The organism is Cystobacter fuscus (assembly GCF_044360685.1).
In the GTDB taxonomy this organism is placed as follows: Bacteria; Myxococcota; Myxococcia; order Myxococcales; family Myxococcaceae; genus Cystobacter; species Cystobacter fuscus_C.
The window spans coordinates 955,129-979,064 of sequence record NZ_CP043491.1 but is presented as its reverse complement, the minus strand read 5'-3'; the positions used below and the strand labels follow the sequence as shown (position 1 = coordinate 979,064).

15 protein-coding genes are annotated in these 23,936 nt (G+C 68.8%); 4 read left to right on the top strand and 11 right to left on the bottom strand.

Translation table 11 applies throughout. The annotated features are described in order from the left end of the window. Position 1: 1 nt before the first annotated feature. The 5 genes from F0U63_RS04090 to F0U63_RS04070 all read right to left on the bottom strand — a co-directional run bounded on the left by F0U63_RS04090 (position 2) and on the right by F0U63_RS04070 (position 10,615). Positions 2-2,779, bottom strand: a complete 2,778-nt coding sequence (locus F0U63_RS04090; protein WP_395843896.1) for a DUF4135 domain-containing protein — start codon at positions 2,777-2,779, stop codon at positions 2-4. Continuing rightward, a complete protein-coding gene (locus F0U63_RS04085; RefSeq protein ID WP_395843894.1) occupies positions 2,776-6,573 on the bottom strand; it encodes a protein kinase in 3,798 nt (1,265 codons plus the stop codon). The genes F0U63_RS04090 and F0U63_RS04085 overlap by 4 nt, the downstream gene beginning before the upstream one ends. 73 nt (positions 6,574-6,646) lie before the next feature. Beyond that, positions 6,647-8,092, bottom strand: a complete 1,446-nt coding sequence (locus F0U63_RS04080; protein WP_395843892.1) for a SagB family peptide dehydrogenase — start codon at positions 8,090-8,092, stop codon at positions 6,647-6,649. Between the two features lie 23 nt (positions 8,093-8,115). Then, positions 8,116-10,365 carry a TOMM precursor leader peptide-binding protein gene (locus F0U63_RS04075; protein WP_395843890.1) on the bottom strand — a complete coding sequence of 750 codons (2,250 nt, stop codon included), beginning with the start codon at positions 10,363-10,365 and terminating at the stop codon, positions 8,116-8,118. Between the two features lie 28 nt (positions 10,366-10,393). Next, complete coding sequence (locus F0U63_RS04070; RefSeq protein ID WP_395843888.1) at positions 10,394-10,615, bottom strand: hypothetical protein; 222 nt, start codon at positions 10,613-10,615, stop codon at positions 10,394-10,396. 203 nt (positions 10,616-10,818) lie between these two features. Here F0U63_RS04070 and F0U63_RS04065 point away from each other — a divergent pair, with 203 nt between their 5' ends. Next, positions 10,819-12,045: an amidohydrolase family protein gene (locus F0U63_RS04065; RefSeq protein WP_395843886.1), complete on the top strand. Its 1,227-nt coding sequence runs from the start codon at positions 10,819-10,821 to the stop codon at positions 12,043-12,045. 129 nt (positions 12,046-12,174) lie between these two features. Here F0U63_RS04065 and F0U63_RS04060 read toward each other — a convergent pair whose 3' ends face one another. The 3 genes from F0U63_RS04060 to ettA all read right to left on the bottom strand — a co-directional run bounded on the left by F0U63_RS04060 (position 12,175) and on the right by ettA (position 15,847). Further along, positions 12,175-12,945, bottom strand: coding sequence for a hypothetical protein (locus F0U63_RS04060; RefSeq protein ID WP_395843884.1), 771 nt, complete (start codon positions 12,943-12,945; stop codon positions 12,175-12,177). Further along, positions 12,938-14,089, bottom strand: coding sequence for an AAA family ATPase (locus F0U63_RS04055; RefSeq protein ID WP_395843882.1), 1,152 nt, complete (start codon positions 14,087-14,089; stop codon positions 12,938-12,940). The genes F0U63_RS04060 and F0U63_RS04055 overlap by 8 nt, the downstream gene beginning before the upstream one ends. A 78-nt stretch (positions 14,090-14,167) precedes the next feature. Then, positions 14,168-15,847 carry an energy-dependent translational throttle protein EttA gene (gene ettA / locus F0U63_RS04050; RefSeq protein ID WP_395843880.1) on the bottom strand — a complete coding sequence of 560 codons (1,680 nt, stop codon included), beginning with the start codon at positions 15,845-15,847 and terminating at the stop codon, positions 14,168-14,170. 154 nt (positions 15,848-16,001) lie between these two features. Here ettA and F0U63_RS04045 point away from each other — a divergent pair, with 154 nt between their 5' ends. From F0U63_RS04045 to F0U63_RS04035, 3 genes are all read left to right on the top strand, one after another. Further along, positions 16,002-16,982, top strand: a complete 981-nt coding sequence (locus F0U63_RS04045) for an ABC transporter ATP-binding protein (protein WP_395843878.1) — start codon at positions 16,002-16,004, stop codon at positions 16,980-16,982. 11 nt (positions 16,983-16,993) lie between these two features. Next, on the top strand, positions 16,994-17,743 hold the full coding sequence (locus F0U63_RS04040) for an ABC transporter permease (protein WP_395843876.1): 750 nt from the start codon (positions 16,994-16,996) through the stop codon (positions 17,741-17,743). A gap of 93 nt (positions 17,744-17,836) precedes the next feature. Beyond that, positions 17,837-19,393, top strand: a complete 1,557-nt coding sequence (locus F0U63_RS04035) for a serine/threonine protein kinase (RefSeq protein WP_395843874.1) — start codon at positions 17,837-17,839, stop codon at positions 19,391-19,393. Between the two features lie 12 nt (positions 19,394-19,405). Here F0U63_RS04035 and F0U63_RS04030 read toward each other — a convergent pair whose 3' ends face one another. From F0U63_RS04030 to treZ, 3 genes are all read right to left on the bottom strand, one after another. After that, positions 19,406-20,476 carry an ATP-binding protein gene (locus tag F0U63_RS04030; RefSeq protein ID WP_395843872.1) on the bottom strand — a complete coding sequence of 357 codons (1,071 nt, stop codon included), beginning with the start codon at positions 20,474-20,476 and terminating at the stop codon, positions 19,406-19,408. Continuing rightward, a complete protein-coding gene (locus tag F0U63_RS04025; protein WP_395843870.1) occupies positions 20,473-21,948 on the bottom strand; it encodes an ATPase domain-containing protein in 1,476 nt (491 codons plus the stop codon). The genes F0U63_RS04030 and F0U63_RS04025 overlap by 4 nt, the downstream gene beginning before the upstream one ends. Positions 21,949-22,068: 120 nt before the next feature. Continuing rightward, positions 22,069-23,913 (bottom strand): malto-oligosyltrehalose trehalohydrolase, encoded by a 1,845-nt coding sequence (treZ, locus tag F0U63_RS04020; protein WP_395843868.1) that lies wholly within the window; start codon positions 23,911-23,913, stop codon positions 22,069-22,071. Between the last annotated feature and the right edge of the window lie 23 nt (positions 23,914-23,936).

Sequence of the window (23,936 nt, the reverse complement as noted above, 5' to 3'; positions counted from 1 at the left end):
CTCAAGGCGGAGCGAGCAGCCGCGGAGAAGAAACCCGAGGCTCGTGCAGGCGCAGGAAGGCGTGCGCCACGGCGGACAGCCCCCAGATGGCTGATAGCTGATGCGCATCCGCCTCGAGGCGCTCGGGAAACCAGCGTCCTCGGAGGCGGCGCCTCGCGAGCAGGGCGGCCCCGAATCGCCGTGCGCATGAGGTGAGCGCGGCGTCCTCCCACGTCTGGGCCGCGTCCAGGGCGAGCTCGATGGCATCCAGTTGGACGGCCACCGCGGACGCGGCTCGAGCCTCCTCGAGCGCGCGCAGCACGCGAGGCCGGAGCGAGCCGTCGGGTCGTTCTTGTTCGCGCACCATGGCGAGCCGGGTCAACAAGGCGCCAGGGGTATCACGCTCCCCTGGCGCGAAGCGCCGCCACCGCGGCACCGAGCCGAGCCGCTTCTCCACACGTCCGGCACACAGCCCCAATCCTTCGGCCAGGGGAGGCAGTCCGTCCAGGGTGTGAGCGCCCGGCCACGGCGGGGGCGCGGCGCCCGTCGCGAGCCGCTGCTCCAGCACCTCCACCACGAGCCGGGCGGCCCCGAGTTCATCGGAGGCGAGCAGGACCAGCAGCAAGCCCGTCATGCCCGACACCACGTCGAGCGAGGTCTTCGCGAGGAGAGCCTCCAGTGGAAGCGCGGCGAGACGAGCCCTCGCCAACGCCTGAAGCTCCGGCGCATCCAGGACGAGGCCGCATTGGTGCAATGCATGGAGCTGCGCTCCGAGGCCACGGAACGCACCGGTCTCGAGGAAGGGCGGAGGGGTGGAGCCGGCATGTGCCATGGCCCACCGCACCGGCTCGAGCGCTCCAAGCGCCGCGGCCCGGAAGCGCTCGAGGCCGCTCACCCTGTAGAGGTTCGCGAGCACGAGGGCGATCCCCGCGGAGCCCGTCAGCACGTCCGCGGGCAGGACATCCAGTTGCCAGAGATCGTGGAGTGGCTGGTAGGTCATTCCCAACCAGGCCAGCGCGCCCCCCTCGGAGATCGCCTCACCCAGCAGGGTGTCCCCGACGCCGATGGCCTCCGCCAGCCAATCCGGGGAGTCCTCCGCCTCGGCCCAGACCGGCTCCAAAGGTGCCAGGGCATGCCGTCCGGCCGCGAGCGTCGAGCGCAGCAAGTCCTCATGCCGCCCGAGCGGAAATCCATCCAGCTCCCGGATGCGCTGCCTCAGACGAGTGAGCGCATCGCCTTCGAAAAAGCCCTCCTGGAGTGGCTGCCCGTCGGCGCCGAGCAGCACATCGCCGCCGACAGGACAGAGGAAGTAGGGCACATCCAGCCAGCGCATGGCGTCCACCTCCGCATGCACCACCCGGCCTTCCGCCTCCGCCTCCGGGTGGGCACGGGCCCCGCGGAGCAGGCTGGAGAAGGACTCCTCGCGACGCTCCTGCTGGCTCAGCAACGCCGGCGCCAGCCCTGCCTGGATGAGCCGGTGGCACGACCAGGTATTCCGGTGGATGTACCGGACTGGCAGCCCAGCCATCCGCGCGAGCGGACTTCCGGCCTCGAGCAACTCCTGGCGGCTCGCTCGCAACCGGGCGTGCATCGCCCGGTACCCTTCCAGGAGGGCATCGAGGTGCTCCACGGCCCTCACGGGCTCACCCGCCAGCATCGGAGCATGCGCCTCATGCGTCCAGCGGGCGTGGCCCTGCCGCAATGGGCTCATGAAGACACGCGGCGGCGTCAGCGCTCCGACATCCTCCGCGGGGACACCCGGAGCAATGGCCAGAGGCGCGGCGAGGATGCCGAGCAGGGCCACCGACTCGCGAAGGTGCTCCTCCGCCAACCGCGAGACCGGTGGCTCCGCGGACATGCGCCGGCGGGGCTGCAACACCATCTCCAGGTCCACGAGCACCGGGAACTCCCCCGCCGCCACCACGTTGTCGAGCCAGAAGTCCCGTCCCTCCAGCAGTTGCAGCAGGCGCACGAGCATTCCCATGCGGAAGTAGAACCGCCCGGCCGCGGCGGCGCTCTCACAGGGTCGCGGCGGAACGAACTCCTCCCACGTGTAGCCCTCTCGGCAGAGGACCTCGCGGACGTGCAAGGACAGGGGGAGCCCCCGCTCGTTCAGGAAGGCGCAGAACTCCTGGACCTCGCGCGTGATGCGCAGATCCTTCGGCTTGTAGACGGCGTGAAGCCCTCCCTCGAACTGGAGGACCGCCACCGAGCGGCCACCGTGCAGGTCGCCGAGATCTCCCAGGACACCAGCGAGAACTGGCACGGGAGCACCGTGGAAGAGCCTCTTCCCCAACAGCTCCGAATCCACGGCGAGCCGCGACAGCATCTCGAGGACATGCACCCGCCAATCCAACATGCGCCGTGTCACAAGAGCGGCGAGGACGGGGTACGCCTCCAGCCGCTGCAACCACCCCTTCGTGCTCGCATCGAGCGCAGCGGGGCCGCTGGACACGGCCTCGATGGCCCGGCGCTCGTACGCCAGCACCTGGGCGCACGCGGCCACGAGACGGCGGGAGAGCAGCCCCACGAGCGCCCCGTGCGCGGAAGGAAGCATCCTCACGTCCACGTGCGCGAGCTGGCGCGTGAGGGCTGCCCCGGCGGCGGCGAGGAGCGGGCCCAGCACGGCCTCTTCCGGACTGGCGTTCCAGGCCATGACGGCCTCGCCCTCGGCCCGTGCGGCCTCCTCCAACCAGAGCGCGAGCTCACGCTCCCAACCCGGCACGCCGCCCGCCAGGGCCGCCCGGGCGGCGAGTCGCGCCACCCGGGCATGCAGCGCGGCCGAGGGCTCTTCCCTCATCGCCTGGGGAAGCCGGGTGCGAACACGTCCACCCAGCGCTCGGCGTGGCGGATCCCCTGCTCATGCATCACGGCCTCCGCCTCGGCGACGAGCGTCCGTCCCTCGTCTCCGCCAAGCAACCGCCCCTTGTGCCAGCGCGCGCACGCGGCATAGAGCGCCATGTCCGCCTCGGTGAAGCCCGCGAGCGCCGACTCCAGCTCACGCAGCGCCTCCTCGGGCTGTCCTCGCGTCATGGCCAGGCCCCCCAGGAGGAGCGCGGCCGATGCGCGAGCGTAGTGCCGGCCCTCTTGCCGCATCTGCTGCGTCTCCTGGGAGACGATCGCCAGCAGCCGCTCACGCTCCGAGGGCCGCTGACCCGCCAGCGCCAGCGCGGCTCCCGCGCGGAAGTGCAGCCCCTGCACGCGGGTGAACTGCCAGCCCATGGCATTGGCGGCGAGCGCCGTCTGCCACGCGCCCTCGATGAGCGTCCAGGCCGCTGCGGCATCCCCCTTGTACAGCTCGCACTTCGCCGAATCCACGACCCCATAAAGGTTCTGGGGCGTGAACAGCTCCGAGGACCACTTGGAGAGCGCCCTCCGGAGCTGCTCGAGCGCGGCCTCCGGCTGGTCCGCCGCCAGCAAGGCATCGCTCGTGTGGATCTCCAGCGAGACCCCGCCGAACAGATCTCCCGTCTCCTCGGCGAGCCGCGACCAGCGGTTTCCCCGGCTCGCCGCCTCCCGGAGCAGCCCCAGCTGCCCGAGCGAATAGACGTCGCACATGCGTGCCTGGCTGATCTCCCACGCGATGCCGGCGCAGCGCTCCTGCAACAGCTGGTCACCTTCCGTGAGCAGGCGATCCGCGACACGCCAGTGGCCCAGCGACATCTCCGCCGTGCCACGCGTCACCTTGTACAAACCCGTCAGATAGGGATCGTCGCCCCCGGCGCTCAGGATGCGCTCGCCCTCGGCGAACATGAGGTTGCCCGCCTCGACATCCGCGGGCGTACCGCGCGCCACGGTGACCAACCCGAGGACGGCCAACCCCCGCGCGGTGCGCCTGGCGTCTCCCGCCTGGGCGGAGAGCAGCGTGCTACGCGTGCTGTAGTAGCCCCCCCGCAGGATGTCCACCGAGCCCAGTCCCTTGGACGCGCTCCAGGCCACATCCGCCTGACGCAGCAACAACGGCGAGCCCGCTCCGTCCGGCTGCTCCTTGAGCCGGTAACCTCCGCTCTGCAACTGGATGGAGTGCTCGATGATTCCTTGCAAGGCCTCCTGAAGAGTCGCCGGGTACGACAGCCCCAGCTCGGTCACCAGCGGCCTGAGGACCTCGGTTCCCTCGCGCATGCACCCGCTGACCAGGTACTGCTCGGCGGCGCGCCGGCGCAACTCGAGAGCCTCCTCGGACGGGGCACTCCGCGCCGCCTCCAGGTACAGCGGCGCGGCCTCCGCGCACCGGCCCGCGTTGACGAGCGCGTCCGCCCGCTTTCCCACCAACGCCGTCTCTCCGGGCAGGCACTCCAGCGCGTCCCGGTACAGTTGAGCGGCACGCTCGAACGCGAGCGCGTTCGCGGCGCGGTCACCGGCCAGGGCCGCGTAGCGCCCGGCCTTCTCACGCACACCGGCGCCCCGGAAGTGCAGCGCCAGGAGTTCCGGCTCCGCTCCGCCCTTGTCCTCGAGGAGCGTGGCGAACTTCAGGTGATGCGCCGTGAGCACTGGCGCCGCCAGGTGGTTGAAAACGCTCTCACGGATCCGATCGTGATAGCACTCCACCAGATCCTCCACCCGCGCGCCCCGGGTGCGGACCAGGTTGGCCGAGCGCAGGAGGGTCCACGGGGCATGCGGGTCCGTTTGAATCCCGGCCGCGTCCGACACGAGCCCCTGCTCCACCGGCCTGCCCGCCACGGCCACCAGCTCCAGGAGGCGGCGCACGTGCTCGGGCAGTTGCCCCACCCGGCTCAGCACCACCTGCTCCAGCGTCACCGAGGTCAGCTCTGGCCCCCGCGCGCCCCGTGAGCGCGTGTACTGAACCAGCTCCTCGACGAAAAAGGGGCTCCCGTGCGCCTCTCGAGCGATGGCGTGGACCCGGGGATCCGCCACGTCCACCTGAAGCAGGGATGCCGCGAGCTGACGTGACTGCTCCTCCGTGAGGGGACCGAGGACCACCTCGCGCACATCGAGCGGGTTCTCCAACACGGCGCCGCGTGCACGGTGCGCCACGAGCAGTCCCGCGGCCTCCCCCTCCCCCGTGCGGTAGCCGCACAGCAACAGCAGCCGAGGAGCGTCCGGCGGATCGATCAACTCGCCCAACGCGATGATGCTGTCTTGATCTCCCCACTGGAGGTCATCGATGTGGAGGACCACGCGGTTGTTCCGCGCCAGGCGCGCCAACAGCTCCTTGAAGCCGCGGAAGGCGCGCAGGCGGAGCTCTTGTTGATCCCGGCTCGAGTCCGTGGGGCTGGGCGCCACGCGCGAGAACGCCTCCACCTGGCGCAGCACGGGGAAGATGCGCAGCAACTCGGGGAGGTGCTGGGGCGCCAGCGCCTGTGCCTCGGCCAGGGGCAGGGTCTGCAGGTAGCGGGCGAGTGCGTCGATGAGCGGATCGAAAGCCTTGTAGGGGACGGATTCACGCTCGTAGCACCGCCCGCTGAGGACGATGGCGTCCCGCTGCTCGCCGATGGCCGCGAAGAAGCGGTGCACGAGCGCCGTCTTGCCCATGCCGGAGAGGCCGTGGACGTGGACGACGACCGTCCGGCTGCCGATTCCCACGGCCGTGTAGGCATCCCACAGGGCGGCGAGGTGCTCCTCGCGGCCGATCAGGCCACTGTCCCGAGACGCCACCGCGAGCGGCGCGTCCGTGGCCTGCCCTAGCAGGGACAGCACCTCGTGCCCCTTGGGCCGCAGGGACGGGTCGCGCTGCAGCAGCGCACGGCACAGCGCGCCCAGATCCTCCGGCACCTCATTCGAGGGGGGAAGAGAGGGCGGATCGATCAGGACCTTCCCACTCAGCAGCCGGCTGCGCGAGAAGGCCTTCCTCCCGGTGAGCGTCTCGTAGAGCATCACGCCGAAGGAGAACCAGTCGCTCGCCTCGGAGGCGGGCAGCCCGGCGATCTGCTCGGGTGAGATATAGGCGGGGGTGCCGGCCAGCTCGCTCACACTCGGCTCCGCGCGGTTCTTCGACAGGCCGAAGTCCACCAGCACCACCCGCCCGTCACGCGCCAGGAGCACGTTGCGAGGCTTGATGTCGCAGTGGAGCCTCTTGGCTGAGTGCAATGCTTCGATGGCGAGGGCGATCTGCCGGAAGATGCGCCGGATCTCCTCGGCTGGCAGCAGGGGCCGGGGCGGAACCACCGCGAACGCCGCGGCGCCCAGAGCGTCCTCCGAGCTGGACGAAGCCTCCGGGACGCTCGCCATGGTGGCGGTCGCGCCCTCGTGGGTGTTCCTCACGGAGGTGACCGTGTGGGAGGGCTGGAAGGCGGTAGCCCCCGCGTTCTCCTGGACGGCCCGCTGCAGCCGCACCCAGAAATCCTCCCCGTCGATGTACTCCATGGTGAAGAACCAGCGATCCTCCACCGACATCAGCTCATGGAGCGACACGAGGTTCGGGTGGTTCACGTTCGCCATGAACCGGAACTCGTTCTTCAACCGCAGGAGCGCGCCAGGCTCCAGCCGGTGCAACGTCTTGAGCGCCACGATGGTGCCGCGCTCGAGATCACGCGCCTGGTAGACAACCCCCATGCCGCCGACGCCCACGCGCTGGAGGATCTCATACCGGCCGAGCCGGTATCCCGGCGGGAAGATCTCGTCAGGCGTGCTCACGTTGCTGGAACTGGCACCCTCTCCAACGCTCCCCGCGGTCATCATTCGCTCCGTTGTTGGGCGGCGCCGGACGTTAGGGCCTGGAGTGTGGCTCTGCCAAGGGTGGCCCCTCGGGAGTACATCCGTGGATCGCGAACTCCGCGACCGAGGACTCCGCCGCGCCCTCCGTCGCGGCAGCCTGCTCGAAAAGTTCCGGGTTGCCACGCCCCACCACACAGGTGGCGAGTCCCATGGCCGTGGCGGCCAGTGAGAGGGACTGGAGCAGGACACCCGCTTCCTTGAGGATGAGCGCGTAGGCGATGGACTCGTACTTGAAGGAAGTCCGTGCGAACCGGGCCGCGAGGATCAACAACACCCGCGGCGGATGCGAGCCCACCTGGGCATCCGCGAGCAGCGCCCGCACGGTGGGAGTCATCCCGCAGCGCTGCTCGAGCCGGTGACCCGCGGCATCATGATGATAGAGGCCGGGCTCCAGCCCCTCACACTGACCCACAACGACGTAGGTCTCCAGGGGATAGCGGGCACCCCCGGAGGGATGGGGACGGCTGGATTCCTCGTCGCGCTCGCCTGGATGCACCTGCCTCACGCGCGCGCACCGGAACAGAAGCTCTCCCAGGTGGGCGAGCATGAGGCCCCGCGCTCCAGGCTCCCGGTGGGAGCGGCGGCGCTCCATGGCCTCGACGAGGGGTAGATCCCTCCGCGCCAGCAGCGCGAGGTCGGGGCGGGGCAGCACGATGGCTGGCTCGGAGGGAGGAGGGACCACGGGAGGCGGGGCGAGCGTGCCCGCCAGACGGTAGGTGCCCCCCACGCGCCGCCCGTAGAGCCGTCGGCGGGAGGCCGCATGGAAGAGCAGATCGTGAAACTCCCAGGGGGCCAGGGCGGGGCGGTGCTCCTCCTCGGTGTTCCCATCGGACTCCGCGGCCAGGACGAACCCCGTGCGGAAGAGGAGCTCCAACAGGGTCAGGGCGGCGGGGATTTCGTGAGGAGCGAGCCGCTCCACCGCGGCGTCAGGCGTCGTGGGCATCGCGAGCCCGGCCAGGAGCACCAGGGCGGCCGCATGACCAAACACCACCCGGCCATGAGCGCGAGGGCTCTCGAGGACCAGCGCCTCCCCCTCCCTCCGGACGTGCGCGAAGCGCGAGAGCCGGAGCCGCCGCACCGAGGCCAGCGGCTGGGACGACAGCTCGAACCGCGGAGAGAGCGGCTCCAGGGTGGCGAGTGTTCCCGCAGGACCCTGGACGAGGTAGCGAAGAGCGCCCCGCCGCGCGAGCTTCGCCAGGGCGACATGCAGGAACACCACGGCCTGGAATCCCCCCGCCTTCTCCACCTGCCCGACGAGCGCGTCCTCGGAAACACTTCCTTCCGCGAGCCATGCGAAGGCCTCCCAGAGCGCCCGTGGCAGGACCCCCAGGGAGAGGAGTTCATCCCGAACCCAGAGCCGGGGGCCGTCCTCGCCCTGTTCGATGCGGATTCCAGCGGGAAAGGCGACGTGGAGGAACGAGGAACTGGAGTCAGACATGGCCTTCACTCGGAGGAATGCCTTCAGATGAAGATGCCCACCGGGTTGAGCTGCTCCTCGGGGGTGAGCTGGGACAACCATCCCAGACGCACGGGGACATCATAGAGACGCCCGGGGCCCAGCCGCGGCCACATATGGCGCAGCCCGGGCACGATGACCCGGGCCACCGAGAGCCCGACATCGGGCCGTGTCTGGTCGAGCACCAGCGTCTCCAGCCCGAGCCGCCGCGCCCTCTCGACACAGTGCTCCACGTCCTCGCGAAGATCCTCGCTCCCGGGGTGAGCCCGGTACGCGGCGGTGTCCGCGAGCGCCCCCTCCGCCGGAGCCAGATGCGGGTGCTGGGCCAGGGTGGCCGTCTCAAGCCACCGGGTGAACTCGGACTCACCAGGAGCGGCGCCCGCGGCCGAGTGCTCCAGCAACGGAAGGAACTGGTTCATCTCGGTCAACGCCCGGAGGATGCCCATGCGGGCCTCCAGGTGGGCGCCGAAGCCCATGCTGATCCGCTCGGGCGCCCGTGACACATCGCGCGAGAGGGCCGCGAACGTGGGGATGCCCAGATCATTCGTGAGGTCCAGGACCCAGAATTCGCGGCCCATGCGCTGGTAGGACTTCGCCAGCTCGTGGCAGTACGGCTCGTCGAAGTCCTCCAGACGCACGCGCGGGCGGCGCACCCGGTTGTACCACCAGAGGGCCACCGCATCCCGCTCCGCCAGCTCGAGGAAGCCCTGGAGGATGGCCTCTTCCAGGCTGTTGCCAGCGGCGCACCCGTTGGAGTCCGCCCAGCAGAAGGCGGGAGCACCGTCCGAGTAGCCGTAATAACAATAGGCGGTGGGCACGTAGCGCCTCTTCCGCTGCGTGAGGGACCACACGGGCGACCACTCCACCCGTCGGCCCTCGTCGAAGGGATGGGGAACCTGGTGGATGCGCGGGGTGCTCGTGGCGTTCCATTGCTCCCGGATGCGGTACTGCCGTTCGCTGAAGCCGAGCAGGAGTTGGGGAGGGAGCGCCTCCTCCCCGAGCCCCCGGAACGTGTCCCAGCGCCGGGCTTCATCTCCCTGGAACACACCGCAATAGCGCTCGATGGCCTCGCACAGTCCGCTGGCCCGGGCCTGGGCCCACGTCTTTCCCTTGCCGGTGCTCCGATTCCGCAGCGTCTGCTTGAGCAGCTCCAATTCCTGACTCCGACGGGCGAAGTTGGGCCCGGAGTCGATGATGGGCGCGAGTTCGCCCTGCCCGGTGTGGATGGGTTCGAGCTGTTGGACCACCCCCGTGAGCCGGCTGACGTGGTGTTGGTGGAGGCGCAACGTCTCCTCGGGGCTGATGAGCCGATGCCCCCCATCCTGGGTGAAGCGCTTGCGCTGGGATTCGAGCTGAAGGGGACGGAGCTGCCGCTCCTCCATGAGTCTGGGATTGCCACACGCGGGGCACTGCGGGCGATGGACCACCGTGTGGTGCTCCGTCCGGAGCGCCCTCATGTCCAGCGTGACGAGCACCTCCTCGAGCCCACTCTTCCCGGTGACGAGGCCTCGGACCATCGCCATGGCCAGCAGGGAGGCCGCCGCGCGCAGGGAGCTCTCGCTCGAGCCACGGCCCTGCTGGGAGAGGAAGCCCTGGCCGCGGCGCTCCTCGATGAACTTGAGGACGAGGCGGTTGGTGCGCAGGCGCTGGGCCAGACACTCCCAGCACGCCGTCTTCCCTGGCACGAAATAGGGGCCGAGCCAGGCCACCTTGCCCGTGAGCCGGGCCAGCACCCAGGGCCCGCCGGAGCGCAGCGCCCGCTGGTTCAGCTCCGCGAGGGAAGGATTCAAATAGTCATCGGTGACGACAAGGGTCAAACCACCGCCATGCTCGACGAGCGGGATACCCGCCGCCTCGAGCGCCTCTTCCAGGATCGTATCGAGCGTTGCATTCCCGGACCGCACCAGGGACACCCGCGACGAAGCCAGGGCTCTGGCTCCGCTGGCGGCGTCCACTCCCAGTCCATTCCAATACTCGACATTTTCGGGAGGGATTCCAGGAGCCGCCTCGACGAGCCAACCCTTCCGTGTCAGGCGTTCCAGCGCGTAATACACCTTCGCGGCCGTGTAGCGGGGCTCCAGCGCCGTGACGATGTCTTCCTGTGTTCTCCGGCCATCGGCCAGGGGCACCAGTGCCTGGTAAAGCTCTCCGCCAAGCCAGACGACATCCTCGTCGGTGATCAGGAAGACACCGACGGAGTCGACGGACTCGATCTGGAGATGCCGACTGAAGACAGGAATCCGGGGAACAGCCATGCGGCGAGGATACCACCTGCGACAACCCTCAAGCCGTGCTCGAGTTGGCGCAGCTGTGCCTCTCGGCGTACTCGGAGAGCGTCTCCAGGCTCTCGTCCTGCAGATCCCCCGGCTTCGGAGGAATGCTCAGGACCACGGAGATCACCGAGGCGGGATTATCGTAGACGACGACCTGATAGGCGGCGTCCTCGATGATGGGCAAGTCATACTCCTTGGCCACACTCAGCGGATCCCGCTTCAGCCGCTCCATGAATGCGTCGTCTGCCCATGCCCGCGCCACGATCTTGGGCCACGTCCGCTTCCAGGATGCATTCGCATCCGACACGCTGCGATCCGTCATCTGACCACCGTAGAGGGTAGCGCGAGAGGACCCGACCTAACCACGCCCTCCCCCTACCTGTCAACGCGGGAAAACTTGAGCTGTTTTCGCGTGCGGTCGAGGAAACTCAAGTCATGGCATCTCAACTGCCCATCCTGGATTCAGAAGCACACGTGATTGAACCCCTGGACCTGTGGAACAAATACCTGGAGCCCGCCTTCCAGTCGCGCGCGCCCACGTTCCGCGAGGCTCAGCGCTCCCAGGGAGAGGAGGGGATGAGCGACGTCGTGAACCAGGCGCGTTTCCATTATGCATGTGCCAGGCAGGGGCTCTCCCCCGAGGCGGTGCAGCGGGCGCTCGACCTGTCGAGCCCTGGCTTCCACAACATGGAGATCGACGGCGAGCTGCTGCTGGGACCCGTGGCCCAGCGTGTCTGGCATCGCGGCGCCATGCAGGCGCTCGTGCACTATCTGCCGCAGATGTTGGCGGGGTATGACGCGGCCTCGCACGTGGACACGCTGCGCGCCATGGGCGTGGAGCGTGCCTATCTGTACCCGACGAAGGGGCTCTTCCTGTTCGCCGTGGACTCGTTGGAGCCAGCGCTGACCGCGGCGCTGGTGCGCGCGTACAACGACTGGCTCCGGGAGTTCAGCGCCCATGCTCCGGAGTTCCTGCGCGGGGTGGGGGCGCTGTGCCAGCATGACCCGGAGCAGATGGTCTCCGAGCTGGAGCGGATCGCCTCCTGGGGCTGGAAGGCCGTGATGCTCCGTCCCAATCCCGTGCGGGGGCGGATGTTGAGCGATCCCGCCTACGAGCGCTTCTGGACACGCTGTGAAGCGCTGGACGTGGCGGTCGGCGTGCATGAGGGAACCCACGCCCGGGTGCCCACGCTGGGGAGCGAGCGCTTCCAGACGCACTTCGCGAGGCACGTCTGCTCCCACCCGTTGGAGCAGATGACGGCCCTGCTGGCGCTCATCGAGGGGGGCGTGCTCGAACGCCATCCCAGGCTTCGCGTCGGGTTCCTGGAGGCGGGCTGTGGTTGGCTTCCCTATTGGCTGTCACGCATGGACGCCAAATACGCGGACGTGAAATGGGAGGTCCGCGACAACGTCCGGATGAAGCCCTCGGACTACTTCCGGCGGCAATGTTTCATCACCTGCGAGGCGAACGAGCCGGGAATCGAGCTGGTCATCGACATGGTCGGCGAGGGGTGCGTCCTCTTCGGCTCGGACTACCCCCACGTCGATCATCCCCCCCGCATCCGCGAGGACAGCGCCCTGCTCGTGGAGCGGCTCACTCCCGCGGTCGCCAGACGGGTCCTCTGGGACAACGGCTGCCGCTTCTACGAAGGGCGGAGCTGAAGCGTCCGACTCAACTCCAGACACGCCCCCCGGCCCCTCCCCCCTCCGGGAGAGGAGCCATGGCCCCTCCCCCGCTCAGCTCTTGGTGAGCGGGCGTCAGGCGAACGCCTTGCTCGGAGAAGGAACTCCTCACGGGGGCGAGTGAGCTCCGGGTGCGCGGTGGCCACCCAGGATAGGGACAAGCCGTTCACGAACGTCCTGGAGATAGGCCGCGAGACCCGTTTCGCGTCCAAGGGTCGACAGAGTGCCCAGGGGAGTCTCCTCCAGACACACGCGCTCGCGCTCCGGGTCTCCTCGAGTCAGGGCCTCCAGTGCCTTCTTCGCGTCCTTCTTGGCACCGTGCTCACGCGCGGTCAGTTGGTGCGCGTCGCGAACGGGATGGAATGAGAGCCGCCGCTCTTCCTTTTGCAGTTGCGCCTTCTCCTCCTCGGTCCTGGGCTCGAACCCCACGAGCACCCAGCACTCACGCTTGGGCTCGGCCAGACCGATGACGACCGGGAAGGGCCACTTCCGTGCATCCCTCGCCTGTTCGAGTCCGGTGCGCCGCTCAGGGTTTCCATCGCTGTCACGAACCAGGAGCACGGCATCAGGGAGATGCTTGGACGAAGCCAGCAACAGGAGCGCGCGCCGCGCGGCGTGTGCATCAAGCGCCCCGGGCTGACCACCAAACCCGCCGAAAATCCCCTTGATGCCCGTGCTCTGGAACTCATCTCGCACGGAAGCCCACCTCAAGAAGGGCTCTTCCGAGGTGCGGCCCCTCCATTTTCGACAAGAGTCCAGCGTCTCGGGAGCGAGCCAATCCACCTCCTCGAGGAGCACGCGATCCGCGAGCCCACACGCGGCATCCCGGTCGGCCCGCGCCTCGCAAACCACCGCGAATTCGTGTGCGGCGTCACTCATTGCCCGCCGGAGTCTCCACCTTCTCCACCCAGGACTCGCCCACGGTGCTCCAGAACTCTCCGGGGCTCATGAGGTCCTTCCAGCGCTCGAACTCGGGGTGGGCCGTGAGCTTCTCACACCGAGCGAAGCCGTTTTCCGCGAGGAAGGTCATCCGCACCTCCTCGGGCTTGAGGTAGTTCAGGATGAAAGGCGAATGGCTGGTCGCGATGATTTGCAATTCAGGGTCGCGCTCTTGGAGTTTGCGCAGGGCTTCGATGAGCTTGCCTTGCGCCACGGGATGAAGATTCAGCTCGATATCATCCAGAAGAACCAACCGTGGCTTGCTCGGCCCCATCAAGACGGTGAGCAGCCCGAGCACCATGAGGGTGCCTTCGCCAGCGGAATCAGCGGCAACGCCCTTGGCCCCCTTCATGTCCAGAACGACCCTGTTCCCCCAGAGTGTCTGCTGTTCGGGAACCTGATGGCGTTGCTCATCCAGGGCAATGGTTCTGAACATGGTTCGCTCGACCGCCGCACGTTCGATCCGAATGCGACGAACCGAAGGAACGACCTGCTTGAGCGCTTGTTCAATCCCGTCGAACACCTCATCCTGGCTCAATTTCAAATAAGCCAAGACCGAGGCGAGTCCCTCTCCGCTTCCGCCAATGTCAGGGATTGGATCTTCACTGTAGGAGGCCTCCGCCAAGGCTTGCGCCTCGAAACGAAGGATGGAGGTCGACAGCAACGCATTCTTGAAGTCCAGGGGCCCAAGATATGGAATCGGCGCTCCTCTCCCAAAGCCTCCGGCTCGGCGCCTACCCAACTCAATACTGCTTTCGAAAGTCTCTCCCGCCCACATACCAGCCACCGTGGCGTCCTTCACATTGGACGCAATCGCGACTTGCACGGCCCCGGCCGTACCAGCCCACATCCCTGAAAGACTCCAGTCGATAGGACGGGTCGTTCCGTACGAATTCAGCGCGACTTGCGCCGAGGGGCTCACGATGTCTCCTCGTCCCCCCGCCAGACTCGTCGCGAGATGCAATCCCTGCAACAGCGTCGTCTTGCCCGACGCGTTGGGACCCACCAGGACGGTGAGCGGCTCCAGCTCCAAGTCGAGCGAGCGGTACGCCTTGAAGTTCCGGAACGAGACCTTCTGGATCATGACCACCCTCCCACCTGGAGCGAACAGCCCACCCGGCCCCTCCCCCGTCCGGGAGAGGAGCCGTGACTCCCGTGCCTCTCAGCTCTTGGTGAGCGGGCGGTAGCGGATGCGGTGCGGCTCGAGGGCCTCGGGGCCCAGGCGCTTCTTCTTGTCCGCCTCGTAGTCCTCGAAGTTGCCCTCGAAGAAGAACGCCCGGCTGTCGCCCTCGAACGCCAGGATGTGCGTAGCGATGCGGTCCAGGAACCAGCGGTCGTGGCTGATGACCACCGCGCAGCCCGCGAAGTTGAGCAGCGCCTCCTCCAGGCTGCGCAGCGTCTCCACGTCCAGGTCGTTCGTCGGCTCGTCGAGCAGGAGCACGTTACCGCCGCTCTTGAGCATCTTCGCCAGGTGCACCCGGTTGCGCTCGCCGCCCGACAGATCCTTCACCCGCTTCTGCTGGTCCTGCCCCTTGAAGGCGAAGCCCGCCAGGTACGCGCGGCTCGGCATCTGTCCCGCCCGACCCAGGTCCAGGAAGTCCAACCCACCGCTCACCTCCTCGAAGACGCTCTTGTCGCCGTCGAGCGCGTCGCGGCTCTGGTCCACGTACGCCAGCTTCACCGTCTCGCCGATGCGCAGCTCGCCCCCGTCCGGCTTCTCCGCGCCCGTGAGCATCCGGAACAGCGTCGTCTTGCCCGCGCCGTTCGGTCCGATGATGCCCACGATGCCGCCCGGCGGCAGCTTGAAGTTCAGGTCGTCGATGAGCAGCCGGTCCCCGAACGCCTTGCGCAGCCCCTTGGCCTCCACCACCAGCCCGCCGAGCTGCGGTCCGGGCGGAATCGTCACCTCGCCCGTCGGGTCGCGCTTCTCCTGCGTCTGGTTGAGCAGCTGCTCGTACGCCGCGATGCGCGCCTTGCTCTTGGCCTGACGCGCCTTGGGCGAGGCACGCACCCACTCGAGCTCGCGCTTGAGCGTCTTCTGCCGCGCGCTCTCCGTCTTCTCCTCCAGCTCCAGCCGCTTCTGCTTCTGCTCCAGCCAGCTCGAGTAGTTGCCCTTCCAGGGCACGCCCTCGCCGCGGTCCAGCTCCAGGATCCACTCGGCCACGTTGTCGAGGAAGTAGCGGTCGTGGGTGATGCAGACGATGGTGCCCTTGTACTCCTTGAGCGCCTGCTCCAGCCACGCCACGCTCTCGGCGTCCAGGTGGTTGGTGGGCTCGTCGAGCAGGAGCAGGTCCGGCTTCTCCAGGAGGATGCGACAGAGCGCCACGCGGCGCTTCTCACCACCGGACAGCTTCGTCACGTCCGCGTCCCCGGGCGGCAGGCGCAGCGCGTCCATGGCCATCTCCAGGGTGCGATCCAACTCCCAGCCGTTGCTCGCGTCGATGGCGTCCTGCAGCCGGCCCTGCTCGGCCAGCAGCTTCTCCATGGCGGCGTCGTCCATGGGCTCGGCGAACTTCGCGCTCACCTCGTTGAAGCGATCGAGCAGCACGCGGATGGGCTTGAGGCCCAGCTCCACGTTGCCCTTCACGTCCAGGGTGGGGTCGAGCTGCGGCTCCTGGGCCAGGTAGCCCACGCGCGCGCTCGGGTCCGGCTTGGCCACGCCGAAGAACTCCTTGTCCACGCCGGCCATGATGCGCAGCAGCGTCGACTTACCGGAGCCGTTGGGGCCGATGACGCCGATCTTCGCGCCCGGGAAGAAGGACAGGTAGATGCCCTTGAGGATGTCCTTGCCTCCCTTGACCTTGCGCAAGTCCTGCATGGTGAAGATGAAGTTCTGGGCCATCGTGCTCTCTCGCTCTCTTGAGGCTGGGTAACGGGACGCTGGCGGATACTAAGGAGCCACGGCGGGCGCAAGACGCACGGATGGTGCGATGGCGTCCAGCGGGCATCAAAACGCTGCCAGGACGCTCGGCCAGGGTGCTAAAGCCCCTGCCATCATGTCCTCGCCTCCCGCGCTCGAGCTCCGAGGTCTCTCCAAGACCTATGGCGGTAACAAGCTCACCGCCCTGTCCGATGTCACCCTCAGCATCCGCCCCGGGGAGATCTTCGCCCTCCTCGGTCCCAATGGTGCCGGCAAGACGACGCTCATCGGCTCGGTCTGCGGGCTGGTGAAGAAGACGAGCGGCAAGGTGCTCGTCTTCGGGCAGGACCTGGACGAGGATCCGGTACGGCCTCGCTACCAGGTCGGCCTCGTGCCCCAGGAGGTGAACTTCGATCCCTTCTTCACGGTGGCCGAGTCGCTCTACATCCAGCAGGGCTACTACGGGCTGCCTCGGGACGAGGCGCGGGTGAAGGAGGTGCTCGCCGCGCTCAACCTGAGCAACAAGGCGGACTCCATCACCCGGGCGCTCTCGGGCGGCATGAAGCGCCGGCTGCTCATCGCCAAGGCGCTGGTGCACCGGCCGAAGCTGGTCTTCCTGGACGAGCCCACCGCGGGCGTGGACGTGGAGCTGCGGCGCGACCTGTGGACCTACGTGCGCCGGCTCGCCGCCGAGGGCACCACCATCGTGCTCACCACGCACTACCTGGAGGAGGCCGAGGAGCTGGCCGACCGGGTGGGTGTCATCAACGAGGGGAAGCTCCTGCTCGTGGAGGACAAGACGACGCTGTTGCGCCGCCTGGGCGAGAAGCGCCTCATCGTCACCTTCACCGAGCCGGTGACCACGCCCCCCGAGTCCGCGCGCCAGGCGGGCGCCACGCTCTCCGCGGACGGCCTCACGCTCACCTACCCCGAGCGCGAGGGCGGTCTGCCGGGCAATGACGTCCTGCGCCTGCTGTACACCCAGGGCTTCCCGGTGGGCAACGTGGAGACGCGCAGCTCCCGCCTGGAAGACATCCTCATCGAGATCCTCCGCGGCAAACCCGCCGCCAGCGCCGCCGCCGCGCTCAACGCCCTGCCCTCCCCCGCCACGCCATGAACACGACTGGGATGAAGACGCTGTTGGTGAAGGAGGTCCGCCGCTTCATGCGCGTGCCGGGCCAGACGGTCCTCTCACCGCTCATCAGCACCTCGCTCTACTTCCTCGTCTTCGGCTACTCGCTGTCCGGACGGGGGGCCCACGCGGTGGAGGGGGTGCCCTACCTGTCCTTCATCGTCCCGGGGCTCGTCTTCCTGGGCCTGGCCAACAACTCCTTCCTCAACAGCTCCTCCTCGCTCTTCATCAACAAGATTCAAGGCACCATCGTGGACCTGCTCGTGGTCCCCCTGGGCCCGCTGGAACTGCTGGCCGGCTTCATCGGAGGCGCCATGGTGCGCGGGTTGATGGTGGGCCTGCTCACCTGGGGGGTGGCCACGCTCTTCACCGGCTTCCAGCTCGCGCACGTGCCCGCCACGCTCCTCTTCCTGCTGCTGTCCTCCTACACCTTCAGCGTGCTGGGCGTGCTCGCGGCGGTGTGGGCCGAGAAGTTCGAGCAGGTGAACTTCTTCCCCACCTTCGTCATGCTGCCGCTCACCTTCCTCGGCGGGGTGTTCTACTCGGTGCGCGAACTGCCTACGCCCTGGAACCACGTAAGCCTTTTCAACCCCATCGTCTACATGGTGGAGGGGCTGCGCTACGGGATGCTGGGCAGCAGTGGCTTCTCGCCGCTGTGGGGGGGAGCCATCCTGCTGGGGGTGGCGCTGGTGGCGACGGCCCTGGCCTGGGTGGCGTTGCGCTCGGGTTACAAGCTGAAGGCCTGAGGGCCCGGTGCCGGACGCTTCTCTTGCTCCGCCGGACGAGGAGCAAGCGGGGGCGTTCGCGGATTCTCGAAAGCCACGCTATGTTGGCGAAGCATGGCGGTACCCCTCGGTAAATACCATTTGCTGCGCAAGATAGCGTCCGGCGGGATGGGGCAGGTGTTCCTGGCGCGCGAGCACAGTGGGGGGATCGAGCGGCTGGTGGTCATCAAGCGGGTGTTGCCCCACCTGGCCGAGGACGAGGACTTCCTGGCCATGTTCCAGGAAGAGGCCCAGCTCGTGGCGAGGCTGCGCCACCCCAACCTCATCACCATCCTCGAGTGGGCCCAGGTCGACGGCCGCTACTGCCTGGCCATGGAGTACGTCCAGGGCGAGGACGTGCGGCGGCTGGACAAGTTCGCGCGGGCGCGGGGCACCCCCGTGCCGGTGGGGCTGGCGCTGCGCATCGTGGCGGAGGCGGCCGCGGGGCTGCACTACGCCCACCAGGCGCGCGACGCCGAGGGCCGGCCGCTCCACCTCGTGCACCGGGACGTGTCACCGCAGAACATCCTGGTGGGCTTCGATGGAGGGGTGAAGGTCATCGACTTCGGCGTGGCCAAGGCCGCCGGGAGCGCCGCGACCACGGCCACCGGAGTGCTCAAGGGCAAGTACCCCTACATGTCGCCCGAGCAGGCGGATGGCCGGCCCGTGGACGGGCGCAGTGACCTGTTCGCCCTGGGGGTGGTGCTGTGGGAGCTGCTCACGGGCCACCGGCTCTTCAAGGGCGAGTCGGACCTGATGACGCTGCGGCTGGTGCGCGACTGCCAGGTGCCCCCGCCCTCCCTGCTCAACCCCGCGCTGCCCGCCGGGCTGGACGCGCTCGTGCTCCGGGCGCTGGGCCCCACGCCCGAGGCGCGCTTTCCGGATTGCGGCGCGTTCCGGCTGGCCATCGAGGACTTCATCGTCCAGAACCGGCTGTCCGCCAGCAGCGCGCACCTGTGCGCTTGGCTGAGGGAGCTGTACGCCGAGCGCATCGCCAACGAGGCCAACCCCTCCTCCCTGGATCAGCTCACCGAGGACTCGGACCTGGACGCCCGGTCCAACACCTCGCGCAGCGGCAGCGACGCGCGCTCACTGTCCCTGACGTTCGCCCCCCTCACGCCCACCACCCACACCGGCGACTCCGGAAAGCGGGTGTATGTCACGCGCACCGTCTCACCCGAGGTGCCCCGGCGGCACATGAGGTGGGGTTGGGCGGCGATGGGCCTGGGCATGTTGCTGCTGGCCGGCGGAGCCGCCGTCATCCTCCTGCGCCAGCAGAAGCCCGCCCCGGCCCCTCCTCCCATCACGGCCTCGGCCCCGCCGCTCGCGGTGCCTTCCGAGCCGCAGCCGCTGCCACGGCCGGTGACGCTCACGGTGCGCTCGGAGCCGGCGGGCGCGCGGGTCGCGGTGGAGGGGGCGCCCTACGGCGAGACGCCGCTGGAGCTGCCCCTGGAGCCCAACGCGCCACCGGTGACGCTGGCCCTGACGCTGGAGGGGTATGAGCCCACGTCGCGGCGGGTGTCCGCCGGAGACGCCCCCGAGCTGTCCGTGAAGCTGCGCCCCCGGCAGGCGGTGCAGAAGCCTCCGCGCCGGGGCAACACCCCCCCGCTCGACATCAAGCTGGGCCGCTGAGCGCCGCGCGGCCTAGCGCATGAGGGGCAGCCGCAGGCTGAAGGTGGAGCCCTCGCCGAGGCTCGACTTCGCGCTGAGCGAGCCTCCATGCAGCCGGGCGATCGCCGAGGCGATGTACAGGCCGAGTCCGTGCCCGCTGCCTCCCGAGCCCTCCGCGCGGTGGAAGCGGTTGAAGATGTTGGGCACCTCCGAGGCCGCGATGCCCTGGCCCCAGTCCCGCACGTGAACGACGGCGAGCCCGGGCGAGAGCGACAACACCAGCTCGACGCGCTTGCCCGCGCCGCCGTACTTCACCGCGTTGGACAAGAGGTTGTTGAGGACGCTGCGCACGCGCTCGGCATCGAAGGAGAGCGGGAGCGGCTGCTCCGCGCCCTCGAGGGAGAAGTCCACCTGGGGCTGAAGCTCCCGCCACTCCTGCACCACGCCCTGGAGGAACGAGGCGAAGTCGCCGGGCTCCTGGCGCAGCACCATCTTCCCATCGGAGAGGCGGGCCGCATCGAGGATGGAGGTGACGAGGCCATTCATCCGGTCGAGCTGCCGCAGGATGACCTCGGCGTGTCTGCGCTCCTCGGGGTCCGCTCGCGCCGCCTGCCTGCGCAGCAGCATCTGGGCATTGAGCCGCGCGGAGCTCAGGGGCGTCTTGATTTCATGCGCCACCCAGTTGAGCATCTCCTCGCGCAAGGCGCCGCCGGGGTCCGCCGCGGGGGCCTTGGCCCGCGGCTCCACGTCCGGGGGACGCACGCGCAGCACCTGGCGCACCGCGCGCTCGAAGGTGTCGAGGTCCACGGGCTTGGCGAGAAACGCGGTGGCCTCTTCCAGGCCCGGCGGGCGCGCGGCGCTCAACAGCAGGAAGGGCACCTCGCGCAACGCCGCGTCCGCGCGCAACTCGCGCAGCAGCTCCATGCCGGTGCGCCGGGGCATCATGTGGTCGCTCACCACGAGATCCGGCGGCTGCGTCCGGGCCAGCAGCAGGGCCTCTTCTCCGTTGTGGGCCCGAAGCGTGCGGTGGCCCATGTCCTCCACGATCTGCGCGAAGATGTCGAGCATCGCGTCCTCGTCCTCGGCGATGAGGACGAGGCTCATGACGACGCACCACCCATGCTCGTGCCCACGGCTCGGGCCTGTCCCGTCAACAACCCCTCCGCCGAGCGCATGGGCGCCAGCACCCGGATGCCCTCGTCATTGATCTCGAACTCGCGCAGGTCCCCGTCGTACCGGCTGTCGCGCATCTTGAGGATGGACAGGACACGATGGATGCGCCCACGCAACTCCACGTAGCGCAGCAGCACCAGGTTCTCGCCGAGCATCGCGATGGGCGAGTCATTGAAGTCCAGCTCGGTGCCAGCCACCTTCGACACCTCCTTGGTGAACAGCGACGTCACGCCGGCGTGGCGCAGGTGCACGCTGAGCGCGGCCATGAAGATGTGCCGGCGCTCGGGGTCGCTGATGGACCGCTCCAGTTCCGACAGACCGTCCACCACGAGCCGCTGCGCGCCCAGCCGTGCCACCTCCTCCAGGAGGCGCTGGGCGATGGCATCGGCTTCCTGCTCGGACGGAGGAAAGTGGAGCATCTTGAGCGCCCCGCGTGACAGGTCCTCCGCCACATCGAGGCCAATGCGCCGCGCCCGGACGACGGACATCACCGGGGACTCGAAGAAGGACGCGAAGAGCGTCTTCTCCCCCTGCCGGGCCCCTTGCGCGGCGAAGTGTGTGGCGAGCAGCGTCTTGCCAATGCCCATGCTTCCCGCGAGCAGGGTCGTGCTCTGCACGGGCAGGCCTCCATGCAGGAGGGCATCGAACTCGGGCAGGCCAAAGCCGCACCGGCTCGAGGACGGGGCGCGCTCGGAGTCGGAAGGCACCTGGGTCTCCAGGCGGGGGATGACTTCCACGCCCCCGGCCCCCAGCCGCATGAAGTGCTCACCGGTCAGGTGCTCCCGGCCGCGCAGCTTGACCACCTCCATCCGGCGCAGGCGCTTGCCTCCCTGGCGCAGGACATCCAACGCCACGATGCCATCCACCGTCGTGGCCTCCGGCAGCGCCAGCAACTGCTCCAGGGAGTACTCGGTGGTGAACAGCCCGATGCAGTCCATCGCGGCCAGCCCGATGCCCAGCTCGTAGAGGAACTCGCGCAGCTTCGCCTCGTCCTGCCACAGGTCGCGGATGGAGCGAAGTCCGTCGATGAAGAGCAGCTTGGCGCCGCGCTCGCGCACGGTGTGCAAGAGGATGTCGCGCGCCTCCTTGGCGCCCTTCTTGAGCGAGGCATAGGCGCTCATGAGGAAGAGCTTGTCGCCCAAGAGCCCGCGATCGAAGAAGGAGAAGCCGGAGAGGGCCTGGACCAGCTTGTCGTGGGGCTCGGAGGTGACGGTGGCCACCACCACGGGGATGCCGCGCGCGGCGGTGTGGAAGGCCATCTGACCGCAGAGGATCGTCTTCCCGCAGCCGGGGTTTCCCGTGATGATGACCGACTGGCGCCGGGGGATGCCGCCACCCAGCAGCAGATCGAAGCTCGGAACGCCAGAGGAGAAGATCTGCTGGGAAAGGGATGTGTCCATCATGGCTTGCTCGCCGCGAGCAGGAAGGGGGATGCCGGGCTCCAAACCTCCTAGCATGGAACAGCACCCCTCCCATGCCCGTGTACGCCTGCCCGGCTCCCCTCCTCGCGTCTCGCCTTTCGTTCAACCCGCCAGACGCACCAGCGCGGCCGAGGGCCCGTCGAGCCGGAGCACTCCCCCGCTCAACGGAGCGTGAGTGGAGGCGCCCCCGAACCGGGACTCCTCGCTCCACAACTCCAGGCGCGCGCCGTCGGGCAGACGGTGCTCCAGGCCGCCCTTGACGTTGACGATGACCTGGAGCACGCCTCCCGGTCCCCGGCGCTCGAGCACCAGCGCGTTCTGCCCCAGGGGCCTCGCGTCGAAGGAGCCCCGGCGGTTGGCCTTGAGGATGGGCTCCTGGGCGCGCAGGCGCAGCAGCTCCCGGTAGAGCGCGAGCACCCCGGCATGCTCGGGCTTGCCCGCCTCGTTCCAGTCGAGCTTCGAGCGGGTGAAGGTCTCCAGCGCCTGGGGATCCGGTACCTCGCTGCCGGAGAACTTCGAGAAGCCGGCGAACTCCTTGCGCCGCCCCTCGGTCACGAGCTTGCCCAGCTCGGCGTTGTGGTCGGTGAAGTAGAGGAAGGGCGTGCTCGCGTTCCACTCCTGCCCCTGGAAGAGCAGGGGCGTGTAGGGCGAGAGCAACAGCAGCGTGCTCATGGCGCGGAAGGCCGCCGGAGAGACATCCGCCCCCAGCCGCTCGCCCTGCGCCCGGTTGCCAATCTGATCGTGGTTCTGGATGCAGTGCACGAAGTGCCACGGCTCCAGCTCGCTCGCGGGCGTGCCCCGGGTCTTCTTGTGCACCTGGGACGTCTGCCCCTCGTAGAACCAGCCCTGGCGCAGCGTGCGCGCGATGTCCTCCACGCTGCCCGTGTAGTCGGCGTAGTAGCCCTCGCTGTCCCCGGCGAAGGCCCGGCGCAACTGGTGGTGGATGTCATCCGCCCAGATGCCATCCAGCCCCAGGCCCTTCTTCTCCACGGGGCGCGCCAGGCGCGTGTCGTTGCGATCGTCCTCGGCGATGACGACCACGCTCCGGCCCCGCGCCGCGGCCCGCGCCCGCCGGGGAATCTCCTCCAGCAGGTGCGGCGAGCTGTCGTCGATGATGGCGTGCGCCGCGTCCAGGCGCAGGCCATCCGCGTGGTAGTCGCCAATCCACATGTCCACGTTGGAGAGCACCAGCTCGCGCACCACGTCGGAGCCCTCGCCGTCGTAGTTGATGGCATCGCCCCAGGGCGTGTGGTGGTGGTCAGTGAAGTAGTGGGGCGAGTAGCAGCGCAGGTAGTTCCCGTCCGGGCCGAAGTGGTTGTAGACGGCGTCGATGAGCACCCCGAGCCCCTGCGCGTGCGCCGCGTCGATGAAGCGCCGCAGGCCCTCGGGGCCGCCGTACACGGCCGAGGGAGCGAAGAGCGACACGCCGTCATAGCCCCAGTTGCGCGTGCCCGGAGCGCTCGCCAGCGGCAAGAGCTCCAGCGTCGTCACCCCCAGTTCCTTGAAGGCGCGCAGCCGGGGGATGAGCGCGTCGAAGGTCCCCTCGGGCGTGGCCGTGCCCACGTGGATCTCGTAGATGACCTGGGACTCCGGGTGGATCCCCTTCCAGTCGCCGTCCTTCCAGGCGAAGTCGGGCACCACCACCTCGGAGGGACCATGCACGCCCTCGGGCTGCGAGCGGCTCCAGGGATCCGGGAAGGGGCCCTCTCCATCCACCCGGAGCTTGTAGCGCACGCCGGCGCCCTTCCCAGCGAGCGTGGCGGTGAAGAAGTCACCGCTCTCCCGAGTCATGGGCAGCGTGTCGCCTGGCTGCCCCTGGGGCCCGAACAACACCACTTCGAGCTTCTGATGTCCGGGAGCCCAGACCCGCCAACGCACGCCCGCCCCCTGCTCCACCCACGCGCCCAGACGAGGCACCGCCGTCCGCGCCTTCTTCGTCTTGTCCATGGAGGGCTACTTACCCACCCGCT

Bases quoted from the DNA above. Each gene is read 5' to 3' on its own strand.
- F0U63_RS04090 (WP_395843896.1), bottom strand. From the start codon at position 2,779: ATGAGGGAAGAGCCCTCGGCCGCGCTGCATGCCCGGGTGGCGCGACTC.
- F0U63_RS04080 (WP_395843892.1), bottom strand. From the start codon at position 8,092: ATGTCTGACTCCAGTTCCTCGTTCCTCCACGTCGCCTTTCCCGCTGGA.
- F0U63_RS04075 (WP_395843890.1), bottom strand. From the start codon at position 10,365: ATGGCTGTTCCCCGGATTCCTGTCTTCAGTCGGCATCTCCAGATCGAG.
- F0U63_RS04070 (WP_395843888.1), bottom strand. From the start codon at position 10,615: ATGGAGCGGCTGAAGCGGGATCCGCTGAGTGTGGCCAAGGAGTATGAC.
- F0U63_RS04065 (WP_395843886.1), top strand. From the start codon at position 10,819: ATGGCATCTCAACTGCCCATCCTGGATTCAGAAGCACACGTGATTGAA.
- F0U63_RS04060 (WP_395843884.1), bottom strand. From the start codon at position 12,945: ATGAGTGACGCCGCACACGAATTCGCGGTGGTTTGCGAGGCGCGGGCC.
- F0U63_RS04055 (WP_395843882.1), bottom strand. From the start codon at position 14,089: ATGATCCAGAAGGTCTCGTTCCGGAACTTCAAGGCGTACCGCTCGCTC.
- ettA (WP_395843880.1), bottom strand. From the start codon at position 15,847: ATGGCCCAGAACTTCATCTTCACCATGCAGGACTTGCGCAAGGTCAAG.
- F0U63_RS04045 (WP_395843878.1), top strand. From the start codon at position 16,002: ATGTCCTCGCCTCCCGCGCTCGAGCTCCGAGGTCTCTCCAAGACCTAT.
- F0U63_RS04040 (WP_395843876.1), top strand. From the start codon at position 16,994: ATGAAGACGCTGTTGGTGAAGGAGGTCCGCCGCTTCATGCGCGTGCCG.
- F0U63_RS04035 (WP_395843874.1), top strand. From the start codon at position 17,837: ATGGCGGTACCCCTCGGTAAATACCATTTGCTGCGCAAGATAGCGTCC.
- F0U63_RS04030 (WP_395843872.1), bottom strand. From the start codon at position 20,476: ATGAGCCTCGTCCTCATCGCCGAGGACGAGGACGCGATGCTCGACATC.
- F0U63_RS04025 (WP_395843870.1), bottom strand. From the start codon at position 21,948: ATGATGGACACATCCCTTTCCCAGCAGATCTTCTCCTCTGGCGTTCCG.
- treZ (WP_395843868.1), bottom strand. From the start codon at position 23,913: ATGGACAAGACGAAGAAGGCGCGGACGGCGGTGCCTCGTCTGGGCGCG.